This is a genomic window from Roseivirga sp. 4D4 (assembly GCF_001747095.1).
Classification (GTDB): domain Bacteria; phylum Bacteroidota; class Bacteroidia; order Cytophagales; family Cyclobacteriaceae; genus Roseivirga.
This window is the reverse complement of the sequence record NZ_MDGP01000001.1, coordinates 1,003,633-1,020,329: the sequence shown is the minus strand read 5'-3', so window position 1 is coordinate 1,020,329 and position 16,697 is coordinate 1,003,633. Positions and strand designations below refer to the sequence as shown.

Annotated in this window: 8 protein-coding genes; 2 read left to right on the top strand and 6 right to left on the bottom strand. The window is 41.8% G+C overall.

The window, feature by feature from the left end; all coding sequences use genetic code 11:
• A complete protein-coding gene (locus tag BFP97_RS04405; protein WP_069841249.1) occupies positions 1–1,179 on the top strand; it encodes a tetratricopeptide repeat protein in 1,179 nt (392 codons plus the stop codon).
• 723 nt (positions 1,180–1,902) lie between these two features.
• The gene (locus BFP97_RS04400) at positions 1,903–2,241 is read left to right on the top strand and encodes a TfoX/Sxy family protein (protein WP_069841248.1); all 339 of its coding nucleotides are present in this window, start codon (positions 1,903–1,905) and stop codon (positions 2,239–2,241) included.
• 21 nt (positions 2,242–2,262) lie between these two features.
• On the opposite strand, the gene BFP97_RS04395 is transcribed toward BFP97_RS04400, so the two are convergent.
• From BFP97_RS04395 to BFP97_RS04370, 6 genes are read right to left on the bottom strand one after another with little or no spacing between them, the layout of a single operon-like run.
• Positions 2,263–4,698, bottom strand: coding sequence for an ABC transporter permease (locus BFP97_RS04395; RefSeq protein WP_069841247.1), 2,436 nt, complete (start codon positions 4,696–4,698; stop codon positions 2,263–2,265).
• Between the two features lie 2 nt (positions 4,699–4,700).
• Positions 4,701–7,097, bottom strand: a complete 2,397-nt coding sequence (locus BFP97_RS04390) for an FtsX-like permease family protein (RefSeq protein ID WP_069841246.1) — start codon at positions 7,095–7,097, stop codon at positions 4,701–4,703.
• Positions 7,090–9,456, bottom strand: coding sequence for an ABC transporter permease (locus tag BFP97_RS04385; RefSeq protein ID WP_069841245.1), 2,367 nt, complete (start codon positions 9,454–9,456; stop codon positions 7,090–7,092). Before BFP97_RS04385 ends, BFP97_RS04390 begins: the two co-directional genes overlap by 8 nt.
• A 14-nt stretch (positions 9,457–9,470) precedes the next feature.
• On the bottom strand, positions 9,471–11,864 hold the full coding sequence (locus BFP97_RS04380) for an ABC transporter permease (protein ID WP_069841244.1): 2,394 nt from the start codon (positions 11,862–11,864) through the stop codon (positions 9,471–9,473).
• A gap of 2 nt (positions 11,865–11,866) precedes the next feature.
• Positions 11,867–14,272 carry an ABC transporter permease gene (locus BFP97_RS04375; RefSeq protein ID WP_069841243.1) on the bottom strand — a complete coding sequence of 802 codons (2,406 nt, stop codon included), beginning with the start codon at positions 14,270–14,272 and terminating at the stop codon, positions 11,867–11,869.
• 11 nt (positions 14,273–14,283) lie between these two features.
• Positions 14,284–16,650: an ABC transporter permease gene (locus tag BFP97_RS04370; RefSeq protein WP_069841242.1), complete on the bottom strand. Its 2,367-nt coding sequence runs from the start codon at positions 16,648–16,650 to the stop codon at positions 14,284–14,286.
• Positions 16,651–16,697 lie beyond the last annotated feature (47 nt).

Below are 16,697 nucleotides of genomic sequence, written 5' to 3'. Positions count from 1 at the left end.
ATGAAAAAGCTATTTTTCACAGCGGCATTAGCACTTTTGGCAATGGGCGTATTCGCTCAGAAGAAGGTGATGAAAAGTGCGCAAAAGGCCTTTAAGAAAGGTTCATACGAAGAAGCCACAACTTTGGCTAAACAAGCGGCAGAAAATGCTGAAACCAGCGGTAACTCAGATGTTTATTCATTATTGGGTAAAATCAGCCTTCAGAAATTCATTGATGGCGGACTTGAGGATCTGGAATTAGCCAAGGAAAGCTTAAACTGGTTCAACAAAGCATTAGAATTAGCTGATCCAAAAGCAAAAGAAGACATTTTGGAGCAAGCGCTAACCAATCCACTAAATGATCAAGAGGCAGTAGGTGGAGAGCAGTTAGGGCTATTAGAATACTGGTTAGTAGGAGTAGCTAACGTGGCCTTGGAAGATGAAGATTATGCCAAAGCATATCCTTACCTAGATCTTGCTTACCAAATTACACCAAGTGTTGACCGTGCATTCTTTACCGGTTATGCGGCTGATAATGCAGATAATGAAGAAAAAGCGGCAGAATACTTCAAGATTGTGGTTGCAGCGACAGAGGCTTACGGAAACAAATCCTATGCTTTTCAAAAGCTAATCCAAAGTAATATTGATGGAGAAAAGTTTGACGATGCCCTTGGGTACATCAGAACGGCAAAGGATACTTTCCCTGATGAAGAGCTGTATGGCAACTGGGAGGTGGAAGTATTGATTAAGGCTGAGAAGATGGATGAAGCTATCGCCAACCTAAATAAGATCGTTGAAGCTGGCAATGCCGATAAAGTAACCTATTACACTTTGGGCTTCTTACAGTGGAACAATGAGCAATTGACTGAAGCTGAAGTTAGTGCGAAGAAAGCTTTGGAAATGGATCCGAATTATCTAGACGCCTTTTACGTTGCTGGATCTGTAATCTTTAACCAAGGGGTAGAGATGATGAAGGAAGCGAGCATGAGTGTAGACGATGATGCGGCTTACGAAGCTAAGAAGAAGGCAGCGCAGGACAGATTTAAGGAAGCGCTTCCAATGTTTGAGAAATTGATCGCGGCAGATGCTGATGATGTATATGCACTTAGACCATTAAGTACGATCTATGATCAGTTAGGCATGGACGCTAAAAGAGACGAAGTTCTCGATAAGCTAGAGAAACTAGACGGAGGAGAATAGTCTAAAGATATTAGGGAGGAGAGATCTTCCCTTTCTTTATATTGGCTCTATTTTACATAATATAAATTATATAACACAACCCCAGTAATTTGCGTCCACAGCGTGGTTTACATAAGATCAGTTATCGTCACATTTGTGCTATAACGGTCGATCTTATGTTAAAGCAAATTATGGCCAGCCCAGACAAGCGCCTGTTATATAATAATATCATTTAATCCCGAGAGAAACCTCGGGAACCGAACGCTTTCGTTTTCCTTTGAAGATCTTTTGGGTCTCGTGAAGCGATTGACTTTGGCACCATTGTTATATAATTAGTTTTACCTGCCTGTCGGCAGACAGGTTTTAAATAGCCGCTTCGGCCAGCGCTATTGGCTACGAGAGCTTTTTGCTTTTGATAGCAAAAACTCTCGCGCACCAATCTGCATCCGCACGGCCGCCCTGTTCCAAAGCTGCTATTTTATTCTACCCGCCCGCTGTGCCGTGCCGGCAGTTCCCTGCGCTAAGCATAAGATTTAAAGGCTGTCTATTTTCTCGTGTACTGTACGTAGATATGAGGCCCAATTGGTCTGATAGCTATATGGCAGATGATGTCCATTACAATCAGGCTGGTGCCAAAGTGGTAGCGGACAGATACTATGCAGCCATGCAGAGTTTTCTACAATAAGTAGAATTGTCCCCTTTGAAGCTTTAAAATCGTCTTAGGCTTAGTTAGATTTGATTACTATGGCTTATAGCGATTTTTTAGTAGATAGAGTGCGCCAAAGACTCCACAATGCGGGACATGTAGTAGAAAAGAAAATGATGGGCGGCCTGATTTTTATGGTAAACGACAAAATGTGTGTTGGAGTCGATATTGACAAAAAGACCAACTCAGACCGATTAATGGTTAGGGTCGGAAAACTTCCATACGAAGACCTTCTCAATACCAAAGGCAGCCGAAAAATGGATTTTACGGGAACAGTAATGCGAGGCTTTTTATTTATTGATCCAGAGGGTTTTGATACCGAGGAAGATCTTGACTTTTGGATAGAGAAGGCCTTGGACTTCAATCAGATGCTGTAATTACGTCTAGGGTCAAATCAATTATTCACAACGTAATGAATCAACAGGATTAGATCTGGCTCCCTTAGCCACCTTCGAACCTACCGTCAATAGTGCGATGATCATCACGATAAGGCCCGAGGCGAGAAAGAATGTCCAATTCAAGCCTATTCGATAACTAAAATCGGTAAGCCACGACTTCAAATAGATATAGGCCAGTGGCCATGCGACCAGATTGGCGATTGCAAGCAGTTGAATGAAATCACTTGAGATCAATACCACGATGCGCTGAACGGAAGCACCAAGTACTTTTCTGATTCCAACCTCTTTGGTTCTGCGCTCTACAACAAATGATGCTAGCCCAAATAATCCAAGACAGGCGATAAACAGTGCGAAACCTGTCAGTACTGGCAAAATCTTTAGCAAATTAGTTTGTGCCGCATATTGTTGACGAATGGATTGATCCAGGAATGATATATTGAATGGCCTGTCTGGATAAAACTCACTGAAAACCTCTTTCACATTCTCGGTTAACCCCTCGTAGTCCTTCGTATTGGTTTTGAGGAAGATATTCCAACGACCTGAGGCCAAAGCGTTCGGATAAATCCCAACGATTAGTGGGGAGATTGGGTTATAAAGCGATTCAAAGTTGAAATCAGGAATAATGCCCTGAACCAATCCACCATATTTGGTACCTGTACTTGTTGGTTTGTCCATCTGCCTACCTATTACATCGTTGGGATCCCAACCAAAGGCCTTAATGGCGCTCTGATTTACAAAATATCGGACGGGGGCACCACTTTGATAAGTACCAATCTCTCCTTCTAACAGCTCTATATCAAATGTTTTGAAGAAATGATGATCAACAAACATCAATGGCATTCTAATTTGATCCTCTAAGGTCTTTCCTTCAGGGACAATGAACGAATTGTTTACAAATACACCAGGTCTCTGTTCTGTCGAAGTCACCCCTTCAATGCCTTCCAGGTTCCTCAATCTGTTTTGCATAAGCCCATACTTCTGGAGGTTTGCGGTGGTAACACCTGATGGCATTTCCATGTACATCAGTTGTTCCTGATCAAAACCCAAGTCCTTTTTCGAGACAAACATCAACTGTTTGTAAATGACGATAGAACCCAAGACGAGTAAAATTGAGACGGTGAACTGAAAGACCACCAACACTTTTCTTAGCGAAAACCTACCCTTTGCCTGTGCCTGCTCTCCCCTTAAGGCTACTAGAGGTTTGAACCCCGATAGAACCAAGGCTGGATAAACTCCTGCCAAAAGACCTATACCGAGCGTCACCAAAGCAAGCTTGCCTAGACTGTTCATAGACAATAAATTGAACGACAATGGTTTTCCAACGGCACTTTCAAAAAGCGGCCCGAGGGACTCTACCAGGACTATTGCTAAAACCACTGAAGCGAGTGTCAGCAAAATTGACTCTGTAATAAATTGAGTAAAAAGCTGTATTCTCTTAGCGCCTAAAACCTTCTTAACGCCTACTTCTTTGGCGTAAAGTGAAGATCTGGCCGTAGTTAGATTAATGAAGTTGATGCAAGCAATGATCAAAATAAAGAGGGCAATGCCAGATAGTACCTTGATCCCAGATGGATTTCCGACTACTTCAAAGCCATTGGCAATGTCTGTTCTTAGATATACATCCTTAAGAGGAGTCAGACTCAGGTCGGAGACGTCACGAATCTCTTCAGGGTATCGACTAGCTCTAAATTCGTCCAGGCGATCTTCAAAAGATGTCTTCGACTCTTGTTCATTGAGTTCCAGATAGACCATAAAGGCATTCCAACCCCAATACCAAACAGGGGTTTGTCCTTTCTGAAAACCCGTTAAGGCTTCAAAGGCTTTCATGGGTGCTAGAAAATCAAGCTGAATATGTGAATTGGAAGGGAGGTTTTTCAGAATGCCCGATACCTCAAAATCATTCGTCACATTCCAATATTGCTCAGTAACGGTGATCACTTTTCCGATTGCATCTATGGTACCAAAGTACTTCAATGCCGTTTCCTCAGTGATCAAGGTATTATCTAATTGATTTTGAAAGCCTTCGGCTGAACCAGACAGTAATTCAAAATCAAAAACTTCAAGGAAATTCTCATCAGCAAAGATGAAGTCATTTTCCATAAAGATTTGATCACCACTTCTTGTCAGCGAGTTGTCTGACTTATATAGCCTCACCGCCTGCTTCACCTGAGGAAAGTCTTCGGCTATGAGCGGCCCCTCTGGGTAATTCACCTCACCCAATAACGAAGTACCTGAAGAACTCTTTAACGACTTGGTTAACAGATAGATACTATCCTTCTTCGCATGAAATGAATCAAATCCAGTTTCGAATTGAATGTATAGGCCTATCATCACAAACAAGGCGAGACTGATAGATAACCCGGTCAAATTGATGAGTGTAATGAACCTTCTCTTTACCAGATTTCTAATGGCTGTTTTGAAATAAATCCCTAACATATCTATTGTTCTCTTAAGGTTTGAACTGGATTGATTCTCGTAAACTTTTGAGTGCAGAAGTAAATGGTAACTAGTCCAATGAATGTCATTCCCAACACCACAATTAATGGAATAATGGCAGTGACATTAATTCTATGGGCAAAACCATTCAACCACTCACTACCAAGGTACCATGCCAGCGGTACTCCCAAAACTAGGGCCGTCAACATGGTATATTGAAATTGCCTCGAAACAGCTGCAAAAATGTCTCTATAATGGGCCCCAAGTATTTTTCGAATACCTAGTTCTTTCATTCTGGACTGAATGTTGAGGCTTGTCATACCAAATAGACCGAAAAATGATATGGCAACGCTTACAACAGTGAAAAACAGCAGCGTATTACCTGAGGCTTTATCCTTGGCCAAAATCCTGTTATATCCCTCAGCGAGTGATTGGTACTCGAATGGCTGATCGGACACTAGCGAATTCCAGACACTTTCAATACCGGCAATGGCATCTGCTCTTCTGTTCTCAGATAGTTTGATATAAGCTCTGAAAAGCCTGTTTGGGTTTTGGTACATTAACATTGGCTTGTCTTTCTCTCTCAGTGTACCCGTCTGAAAGTTCTTTACAATACCAATAACATTAAGCTGCTTTTCATTCTCTCCTCTACCCCTAGTGACCATTGGTGAACCTTCCAAAGATTCAATCCCCATTAGCTTGGCAGCTGCTTGATTAAGTATCACTGCATCCTTGTCTGTGCTTAATTCAAAATCGAAATTACGTCCTTCAACGACCGATATATTCATTGAGGTGACAAAGTTGTCATCAATACTCATGTGATAGATTGTAATGTCATCTTCTTCCGATTTTCCTTCCCAACTATAGCCTTTACTAGAGTTAAATATTCTGATCACATCACTATCGGTGAAGGTTACAGCTTCAATCAGAGGGTTTTTGTTTAAGGCCTCAACGAAAGTTGATTTTATACCGTCATCGAATAAGTCGACCGAAACCACCGCATCCCTTTCAAAACCAGGATCTTTGGCCTGCATATACTTCACTTGGCTGTACACTACCACTGCTACCACCCCAATGGTCAAAGTGATGGTAAACTGCAATACCAAGAGTACTTTTCGTAAGCTTACACTTGATCGACCTATATTCACTTTGCCCTTCAAGGAGTCTACGGGTTTGAATTTGGAAATCACGAGAGATGGATAAAAGCCAGAGCCAATCACCAGAACCACCCATAACGATAGAATGAAAAGGCTAAAATTCAGATAGCCTAGCGATTCGACCATGGTGCCTGTATTGAAGCGAAGGCCGGTAAATTCAGTTAGTAGGTCTCCTAGAACTTCGAACAGGATAATACTCAAAACCATCCCTACGGTAACCTGTAAGGCCGACTCTGTCATAAACTGGACCATAACATTGGAACGACTTGCACCAATAGATTTTCGAACCCCTATCTCTTTTGCCCGCTCCAACGATCTGGCTGTGGACATATTGAAGAAATTAATGCAGACCAAAAGCACGATTAGGAAGCCTATTCCAGCCAAAATCAACATGTTTCGCTTACTAACTTGACCTGGAATATCTCCGAAGGCTACGAAATCCTGCATATGTATGTCACTTACTGCCTGTAGACGCAAGGCATAACCCGTCATATCATACTCACTATTCTCAACAACTATGTTGGAAATTTGACTATTGATTTGATCCTCAGTGACGTCTGGAAGAAGTTTGAGGTATGTGAAGCAATTAGAATTACCCCATTCCTGATCTATCGGTCTGCTTTGAAAGCCTCTGATAATATCAATACTGATGAGATAGTCGGGCCTGAAATGTCTATTAGCAGGAACATCTTTGAACACTGCCGCTACTGTAAGCCGCATTGGTTTTCCGTCAATGTCTTCATCAGTTTGAATTTGTTTGCCCAGAGGGTTTTGATCACCAAAGTATTTTTGAGCGAATTTTTCGGAAATGACTATTGTTTGTACTCCTTTTAGGGCTTCTTCTCTTGAGCCTAGGGCTAAGTCGATGTCAAGGACATCGAAAACTTCGGGGTCTGCATAGTAACCGTTTCTTTCACGGATGATGACATCTCCAACCTTAAAAACAAAGGGACCTGTACGCTGCACACGGGTAGACATCTCTACCTGCCCCATGTTTTTATCCATGTAAGGTTTGATAGCTGTTTGGACTATTACACCTACCTGACTCTCTTTCCAGACACTATTCACACGATATGTTCTTTCAACATCATCTATCTCTTTATCATAGCTAAATTCATAAATGACATAGGTGCCGATAAACAAGGCACATACTAAGCCAAAAGTCAGACTGGTGATATTTACGAAAGAAAACAGCTTTCTTTTGATCAGGTTACGATAGGCACTTTTGAGATACTTATTCATTTCTGAGAGAGTTTACAGGATTTGTCTTTGCCGCCTTATAGGCTATAATCGAAACGGTTAACCAAGCTATGAGTAAAGAAGCGACCACTACCCCTGCCAGACTCGATGGCATAATATCAATGTGATACTGAAAGTCTTGTAACCAAGAATCCATGGTATAATAGGCCAGTGGAACCATGAGCACCAAGGCGAGTACAGGAAGTGATAGAGACTGCCTTGAAAAGCCCAACAGAATCTGCCAAACACTGGCTCCAAGCACCTTTCTAACACCAATTTCCTTAACCCCTCTTTGCGCATTAATAGAAGTAAGGCCATAAAGCCCTAAACAAGAGATAACAATCGCGATTAGACCGAACACTTTGGCTAGGTCTTTAATTAAAAGCTCGCTTTTATACATAGCCTCATGCTCTTCCGATAAGAATTTATAATCGAAGAGATAACCTGGCATAAAGGCTTCGTATTTTTCCTTCAGCACCTCTACAGCACGTTGCTCCTGACCTCTAGCTGCTTTTATAGTCACATAATCACTATTCTCAGCATAATTCAAAATGATCAGAGGTTCGATCTCATCGTAAACAGAACCGGTATGGAAATCTTCGACTACCCCAATAATCTTTACATCATTGTCCCAAAACTTAACAGCCATACCCACAGGGTTCTCGACATTCATTCCTCTGACAGTGGCTTCATTTACTAATACCGTAGAGACATCTGATTCAATCTCCCTTGAGAAGTTTCGGCCTGCCACTATCTTGAGGTTCATTGTCGGAACAAAGTCCTGTTCGGTGAAGAGTACATTAAAGCTCGTTTTATCTCTTAATGGATCTTTCCCTTCCCAATCGAAGTCCCCTGTGCTGGCCTCTACATTCACCGGTGCGTGTCCAACGACAGTTACAGACTGTATGCTTGGGTCTTTCAGTAATTCAGAACGAAAACTCTCATATCTCTCCAGCAAGGCACCATCATTTTGAAGCATAATGACTCCCTCCTTGTCTACATTTCTTTGATTTTCGAAGATGTACTCTACCTGACCATTAATAATGAGTGTGGCAAAGATTAGAAAACCGGCAATAACGAATTGAAAAACTACTAAGCCCTTCCTAAAGTAGCCTCCTGCTCTAGATGTTCCTTTGGCATCTACTTTTCCCTTGAGTGCCTTTACCACATTAAAACTCGATAGCACGAGGGCTGGGTAGAGTCCGGAAACTAGGACAGTGAATATTCCCAAACCTCCCACCAAGCCCAGTAAATTGGTATCCAGCCAGTTAAGGCTTACTTCTTTTCCAGTCAGCGTATTAAAAGGGCCTAAAGCGATCTCGATAAAAATGACAGCTATGACCACAGACAAAACCACAATCAGGCTGGATTCGGTTAAGAACTGTTTGATTAGTATCAAGCGATTAGCTCCTGAGACTTTTCTGACACCTACCTCCTTTGCCCTCTTGAAAGCATCAGCAACCGATAGATTGATGAAATTGATGCAGGCTATGAATACGATGAATATACCTATTAGGGTAAACAGTCTTACGTACTCTATTCTTCCACCTGCTTCCTCACCTCCTTCATAGCTGCTTCTCAAATAGATATCATCGAATGATTTTAAGAAAAGCGACTTTGTATTTCCTTCTTGGTTCTTGCGAATTAAGTCTTCAATCTTTGTCTCCAAAGCCAATGGAGATGCATTTTCTTTTAATTGAATGAAGGTGAAGATTCCAGAATTGCCCCACCGCATGATCCAACTATTTCTTTTCGTCCAGTTTTCAATCGACAGGACAAAGTCAAATTGAAACTGACTGTTCTTTGGTGGATCCTTTACTACTCCGCGTATAATTCCGTCTCGGGTATTATCAATTTTAATCAACTCACCTACCACATTCGTTTTGTCAAACAGTTTGATGGCCATGCTCTCAGTCAAAATCACATCACCATAAGTAGCCAAGCTATTCTCTTCTAACTCCCCCTCGATAAATGGAAAGTTGAACATCTGGAAGAACTCTTCATCGACCATAATCCCCAATTGCTTGAATTTGCGATCGCCAACGGCTAGTTGGTGCTCTCGGCTATCTACCCTTGTGGATCGCTCTACTTCTGGAAAGTCGCTATCCATCACATTCTTGATAAGACCGTTTTGTCGACTTTCCGTTGCTATGTCTCCATTGTCCCGATAATCATGTGCCCAAACACCATAGACTCTGTCTGAACCCTTATGAAATTTGTCAAAATTGATCTCGTCATTGACCCATAGAAAAATCAATAAACTTGTAGTCAGCCCTACAGATAGGCCAAGTACATTGATCAAGGTAAACTCTCTCTTATTTAAGAGTTTTCTTACAGCGATTTTGAAGTTAGTTCTGAGCATCTGATTCGAGTTTGTTATTCGTAGCGAATAGAATTAACAGGGTTCATACGAGCTGTTTTTACCGCATGATATGCCACCGAAACAAAGGCAATGACAACGGCTCCAAGACCTGTCCAGAAAAATACCTTCCAGGAAATACCATTAGAATAAGCGAAGTTTTGCAACCACTTATCCATTAGATAGTAAGCCAATGGCCACCCCAGTACATTGGCCACCAAAACAAGCTTTAAAAAGTCTTTAGAAAGGGTATTTACCAAACCAAAGACTTCGGCACCAAGCACTTTTCTTATGCCTATCTCCTTGGTCCTTTGTTTCATCATAAAGGCGGTGAGACCAAAGAGACCGAGGCACCCAATAATTATGGATAAGAATGAAAAGCTCGTGAAGACCTTTAAAAAGCGATCTTCTGCTTGATAATGTTGGTTAACATCTTCATCCAGAAAGGTGAAATCAAATGGAATTGCTCCGGCAAACTGACGCCATGTTTCCTCAATTTTAGCAATGGTGTTCTGCAAGTCACCAGGAGCGACACGAACACTCATAAAGTTCAGACCCCAAGTAGCTTCAGAGTTCAAGGAGAAAACGGTGGGCCTAATTTCGCTATGCAAAGAAGCAAAATGAAAGTCCTTTACCACACCGATCACTTTGGCATTTTTTTGAGACCATTGAGACCCAGTATAAGCACTCCCTCTTAAGGAGGCTCCTACAGGTTCTTCAAAACCAAAAAAATTCACTGCAGCTTCATTGATCACATAGGCTTCCATGTAGTCCGTTTCAAACGACCGATCGAAAGCCCTGCCTTCCGCCATCTCTGCACCAAGGGTTTCAAAGAAATCATGTGAGATGATGACTGTTGGTGCCGAGATTTGCTCCTCTGCGTTTTCGGGATAATAACCCCTCCAGTGTCCTACACGATTCGCAGGATGATTATTGCTGGCCGTGACATTAACAATATTGGCATCACGCATTAACTCCTGTCGCAACAAATCATACTGATTATTGATGATACCAATTGGAACTACTACCACCTGCTCAGTATCAATACCCAAATCAGCATTTCTCAAAAATTTGATCTGATTGAGTATGATGAGCGTAGAAGCGATGAGAACAACAGCAATGAAGAATTGAAATACGACAAGTGCATTTCTCAAACTGAACTTACTCTTGCCATTTGAAAGTGTGCTTGCTCTTAAGGCATTAGTAGTTTTCATTTTAAGCAAAAAGACCGCTGGAAAACTGCCAGATACAAAGCCGATGATCAAGGCCACACCGAAAATCGCGAGAGATAACAGAATGTCTTCCTGAAGGTTAAAATCAAAACTACCTCCGGTCACCTGGTTGAAGAATGGCAAAGAAAATTCAACTAAGACAACTGCTACAATACAGGCCAACAAGGCCACTATCGCTGATTCTACTTGAAACTGGATTACCTGAGCCAATGGTTTAGCACCAAATACCTTCTTAAGCCCAACTTCAGTACCTCTTTGAAAGGCTGTGGCAATGGATAGATTGATATAATTGATGCAAGCCAGTAGCAGAATAACTATGGCCGTAGCAATGAATATCAGTACTGTGGTCTTGTTCCCATTTACGCCAAGCTCTCCTACCAAATCAGATTCAAGGTGAATTGACTCAATGGCTTGAAGGGAATATGCTGCCGGTGTTTCTTGTTCGTAGTTTTCATTAAGGAAAGCATTGATCCTTTGAGCCACATCACTCGGATCCATTCCTGCCGCAAGTTGCAAATAAGTGTAATGACTAGTTCCATTGAATAAAATGTGCACCCAGTCGCCATACCACTGAATGCCAGTAGACATTGGAATAAATATTTGGGCCTGAAAGTGGGTGTTTTCTGGTAAATCCTTAACCAAGGCAGCTACTTTGAAGTCTGTCTCTTGGACCCTGATTACTTCATTGATAATGTCTAGTTTGTTGAAAAGGGTTAATGCCGCTGCCTCTGACAGCACTATGGCATTTGGTTCGTTCAACACATTGGTCAAGTCTCCAGAAATGGCTTCAAAGCTGAACAGATCGAAGAACGTGGAATCAACGATAAGCATTTCGTCTTGGTAGATTACCCGATCACCTATTTCAATATTGGCGGCAAAATTATCTATCCGTGCAGATGTCTCAATTTCAGGAAAGTTGGCCTGAAGGAGTGGCAGTAAGGGATAAGTTGTCGTTGCAGAATATGTTTTGGCATCACCTCCCTGATTATAGGCTCCAGTCACCCTATAAATGTCCTCAGAATTGCTAAAGTGTTTGTCAAAACTCAACTCATGTCTAACAAAGAGCACGATCAGAACACAGGCCGCTAGACCTACAGAAAGGCCTGCAACGTTAATAGAAGAATAGAGCTTATTCTTCAATAAGTTTCTAATGGCGATTTTAAGGTAGTTCTTAAGCATGACTATTCATTTCTAAGTGAATCCACTGGGTTTGCACTAGCTGTCTTAAAAGACTGTACAGAAATGGTCGCACCGGCTATCCCAAAGGTGATTAGTGCTGGAATGAGAAAGACTGTTGCGTTCAAATCAATGCGGTATTGAAAGTTATCCAACCAGTTATTTACCAGATAATAAGCTATCGGTGTAGACACCACCAATGAGGCCAATACCAGCTTGGAAAAAGTCAGGTTGAGCATTACGACAAGTCTCTTTACAGAGGCCCCTAACACTTTTCTTACGCCAACTTCTTTGGCTCTTTGCTGTGCTGACAAGTGAGCCAAACCAAATAACCCAAGACATGAAATCAGTATCGCTAGGACAGTAGAAGTGGTAATGATTGACTTCCAGCGTTTTTCGGTCTCGTATGCCGCTCTGTTCTCCTCATCTACGAATTCTAAAGACATAGGCTGATAGGGTTCAATCTCTCGCCAAGCCGCATGCATTTCCTCTTTCAACTCTGTTAAATACTCTGGCTGGTACTTGATTAATATCTCATTGAATTTTGTGGACTCATCGCTAGGTAATAGCATCATCCCCATTATTCCTGATTTGGCACTCGAGAATATATAATCACTCACTACACCCACGATGCGATATTGAAAAGTGGCTGTCTCTGGATCGTCATCACCATCAGTGATTAATGCCCCAATAGGGTCCCCCTCGATCTCAAGCTCCTCAACAAACTTTTGGTTAACAACCACATTCGTAAGAGTGTCTTCGCCAAAAATGTATTGATCCTTACCGCTTTTCAATTCACGACCTGCGATGAGTTCCAGGCCTAGTATGTCCAAGTAATCTTCATCGATGGAATTGGAAATACTAAAGCTCGTCTTTTCCTTATGCCCAACACTCGTTCCTGCATTGTAACCATCTGTGAGTGATATCTTCTCAATACTTGGGTTCTGACCAATAATGTTCTTCAACAATTGGCCTTTGTCTTCATTACCAGTCAGGACAATTTTGGCCAAGTCCTGATCATCATAACCGAGATCAACTTTGAGCATATGACCAATTTGTTTGTTCATAGCGATCGTTCCGACCACCAAAACTGCGGCTATGGTAAACTGAAAGAGCACCAAGCCTTTGGTGACATACTGCTTTCCATTCAATTTCACCTTTCCTGAAAGGCTCTTTAACACTGAGAACCTGGATATGACGAAAGATGGGTAGCTACCAGCGATAAAGGCCGCTAGCATAACAAGAGCAAAACAGCCCGCCAAAAGCCCCAAATCACTGGTAACATTGTTGTTAAAAGTCTTTTCCGTTAACCTTCCGAAGAATGGGAGTAACAGCTCAGCGATCAGTAAGCCAATCACAAAAGCCATCAATGAAATACTGAATGCCTCCAATAAAAACTGAAAGCTCAATTGTTTTTTTCTGGCACCAAGTACTTTCCTTACACCGATTTCCTTGGCTCGAGGAAGAGATCTGGCAACTGAAAGGTTTGCAAAGTTGATACAGGCAAGTATCAGAATCAACAGTGCTATTCCGCTAAGTATGTAGGAATATGTGGGATCACTACTCCCCTTTACACCAACTCCTCCAGATAGGCTAGTGTCTAAATGAAGACTGGCCAGAGGCTGTAATATGGTTTTCACCCTGCGGGCAAACTCACCATCCTTATCTGGGTTTTGAGTATCTCTAACTTCTTTGAACTTGGGCAGTATGGCTTGTGCATCGGTACCCTCTTTTAAAAGAAGAAACGAAGTAAAACCAATAGATGTCCAAGGCTTCGGACGGTAAGTATGGAAGGTTTCAAACTTCTTCCATGGAAATACCATTTTTATTTCGAGCGATGAGTTTTCTGGTATGTTAGCGATTACTGCTCCAACCACATACTGCTCCATTTTGCCCTTGACCCTAATTGTCAGCTCTTGACCTGCAGCATCTGTAGTTCCTAAATATTTTTCTGCTAATTCTTCGGTAATCACCACACGATTCAACTCATTAAGAGCAGTCGACAAATCACCCGAAAGGGTCTCAAAATCAAAAATATCGAATAGCGAAGGGTCACTGAAAACTGTTTGGTGCTGATCGATATATTCCTCGCCCTTCTTAACGATGACCTGGGCAGACTCCATTCTGGTAAAGTCCTCTACCTCAGGTATATTCTCTAAATAGGCCGGAGCCTCTACAGGGCTCGATGCCGAAATATTACTAATTCCACCAAAGAAATCTATCTCCGAACCAATACGATAGATTCTATCAACTTTGGACTGATAGCGATCATAGGTTAACTCATCCTTTACATAAAGAAAAATGAGCATACAGCAGGCAATTCCAAGGGCTAAACCAGTGATATTGATGGCTGAATAGCCTTTATGCCGTGCGATGTTTCTGAAAGTGACTAAAAAATAGTTGCGAATCATGACTTTGAGTTTTATTCGTTTCTAAGGACGTTAGCAGGGTTCTTTCTGGTGTTGAAGTAACTGTGCACACCCAGTATTAATATAGACAGTAGCAATACTGCACTGATGGCAATACCGAAATACGGCACCACGCTCTCGATTCTATAAGGAAAAGATATCAACCACTCATTGATGAGGAGATATGACGCTGGAACTGAAATCAATATAGCCAGGACAATCAGCAAGGTGAACTTCTTGTTCAGGACTCTTATGAGGTTCATATAACTAGCGCCAAGCACTTTGCGAATGCTCATTTCCTTTTCTCTCAACTGATTCTCAAAAGTGGACAGGGCAAACAATCCTAAAAAGGCCACCACCATCAACAAACCGGTTAATAGGTCGAAAATATTCACAAGGCTCTCCTCTCGCTTATAGGTATCTGCAAAGAAGTCCTCTACCTCTTCCATCTCGAATTTTCCTTTTGTATTAAAGCCTTCCCATACCTTTTCTACTTGCGCAATAACCGCGGCTCTATCCCCTTCGCGAAACTTGACCTGGAGCTTACTGATTTGATCCATTTGATTATCGATCAGTATTGGACCAATCTTGGACTTACCTGATCTATAGTGAAAATCTTTGGTGACACCCCGAACTACCTTACTCTCCAATAGCTTTCGGCCGATCGGATTTCCCTCCCAACCCAAACGCTTCAATGCAGCCTCATTGATAATGACTGCGGTTTCAAGTTCAGAATCTGTCAAGCCCTCAAACCCATTGCCATAGATAAACTCTAAGCCAAAAAGGTCATTGAAATCCTTATCAGCTGCGCCATAGAAGTAGGTAACATCAAACTTATCCTCGCCCTCACCTACTGGAATATTAATGATTGAATTAAAGTTTGGTAATGGCGAACCACTGACCATCTCGATTTGAGGAATCCGTTCAACTTCCGTTCTAAACTCAACATACTTTTCGAAAAGACCTGCTTTAGTGAGGTCTAGACCAAGAACATTCTCCTCATTATAACCCAAGTCGAGATTAACTAAATACTCGGCTTGCCCTCTAATAATCAAGGCACTAGAGAGAAGACCTGCACAAATCAAGAACTGTAAAACGATAAGTGCCTTTCTGAAAATCGCCTTTGTGGACTTGGGATTTGTGCCCCTTAAAACAGAGGATAAGCTAAATGCAGACACTGTCAATGCAGGGTATAAACCGGAGATCAAAACCACTACTGACAAGATGCCAATCGGGAGCAAAAGGACCTGAGGTGAAGTGATGAAGTCTAAAGCCAAAGACTTATCTAAAATGCTATTAATCCCCGGTAGCGTAACCTCTACAGACACTACTGCAATAACAAGTGCAAAAAGCGATAAAAACAGCGTCTCTCCCATTTGATAGAGTACCAACCTTGTTTTTGTCGCTCCGATAATTTTACGGACAGCTACATCTTTTGACCTGGCAAATGATCTGGCAGTTGTCAAATTGATGTAGTTAAAACAGGCCACTAGCAATAAAAGTCCGCCAATAAGTGAGAAAATATAGACGTACTTCATTTGACCACCGAACATGGCTTTTTCTGAACTTCTCATGGTCCCATTTTCCATGTATAGGTCAGTGAATTTTGTATAACTGTACTCACCTGGAGTACCAGTGGTATCCTTGGACATTAAGACCCTTTTAGTGTCTTCCAATAATTTCTCTTCTGAGTAATCTGGCATGGTCAGTATGTAATTGAGCCCCGTCCCAGTATCCCATCTATCTACATAGAAGTCATAAGGTGCCTTTTTTGTATTGATTAAGGCCAAAAATTCAAATTGAAGGTGAGACTTAGCGGGAATGGGCTTCAGCACACCTGAAATTCTGAATGTTCCTTTGCCAATGATTTCTATGAACTCACCCACCGGGTTTTGACCGGAAAAATGCTTCTTAGCGATTTCTGAAGACAGTATGATATCATCTGTAGTACTCAAAGCTGTCTCTTCGCTGCCATATTTTAATTCAAAATCGAAGACGTCAAAGAGGCTTGGTTCGGTATAGAAAAATTCTTTTGATTCAAACTCCTCATCCTTAAAAGTGTAACTGACCCTTTGTGCCAAACTGATATTGACAGCGTCTAGGACGCCTGGGATTTCTTCGGTCATTGCCTCCCCTAACTTTACTGGTGGAAATAGAAAGAAGCTATTCGATTCGCCAAAGCTCATCATCATCTTAGGCATGTAGATATTATCAGCATTTCTATGCCACCTGTCATGTGTTAACTCATCTTGAACGTAAAGGGAAGTCACCAGAAAGCAGTACATACCAAGGGAAAGACCTATGATATTGACTACTGCAAAAAATCGTTCTCTTTTGAGACTCTTAATTCCAGACTTGAAGAATCTTAAGATGTTGTTCATGGTATTTTGAGATTTAGAGCCCTGGGCTTATCAATGGTCATTTCAAG

What these genes read in the sequence shown, in the direction of transcription:
- BFP97_RS04405 (WP_069841249.1), top strand. Translation starts at nt 1, where the DNA reads ATGAAAAAGCTATTTTTCACAGCGGCATTAGCACTTTTGGCAATGGGC.
- BFP97_RS04400 (WP_069841248.1), top strand. Translation starts at nt 1,903, where the DNA reads ATGGCTTATAGCGATTTTTTAGTAGATAGAGTGCGCCAAAGACTCCAC.
- BFP97_RS04395 (WP_069841247.1), bottom strand. Translation starts at nt 4,698, where the DNA reads ATGTTAGGGATTTATTTCAAAACAGCCATTAGAAATCTGGTAAAGAGA.
- BFP97_RS04390 (WP_069841246.1), bottom strand. Translation starts at nt 7,097, where the DNA reads ATGAATAAGTATCTCAAAAGTGCCTATCGTAACCTGATCAAAAGAAAG.
- BFP97_RS04385 (WP_069841245.1), bottom strand. Translation starts at nt 9,456, where the DNA reads ATGCTCAGAACTAACTTCAAAATCGCTGTAAGAAAACTCTTAAATAAG.
- BFP97_RS04380 (WP_069841244.1), bottom strand. Translation starts at nt 11,864, where the DNA reads ATGCTTAAGAACTACCTTAAAATCGCCATTAGAAACTTATTGAAGAAT.
- BFP97_RS04375 (WP_069841243.1), bottom strand. Translation starts at nt 14,272, where the DNA reads ATGATTCGCAACTATTTTTTAGTCACTTTCAGAAACATCGCACGGCAT.
- BFP97_RS04370 (WP_069841242.1), bottom strand. Translation starts at nt 16,650, where the DNA reads ATGAACAACATCTTAAGATTCTTCAAGTCTGGAATTAAGAGTCTCAAA.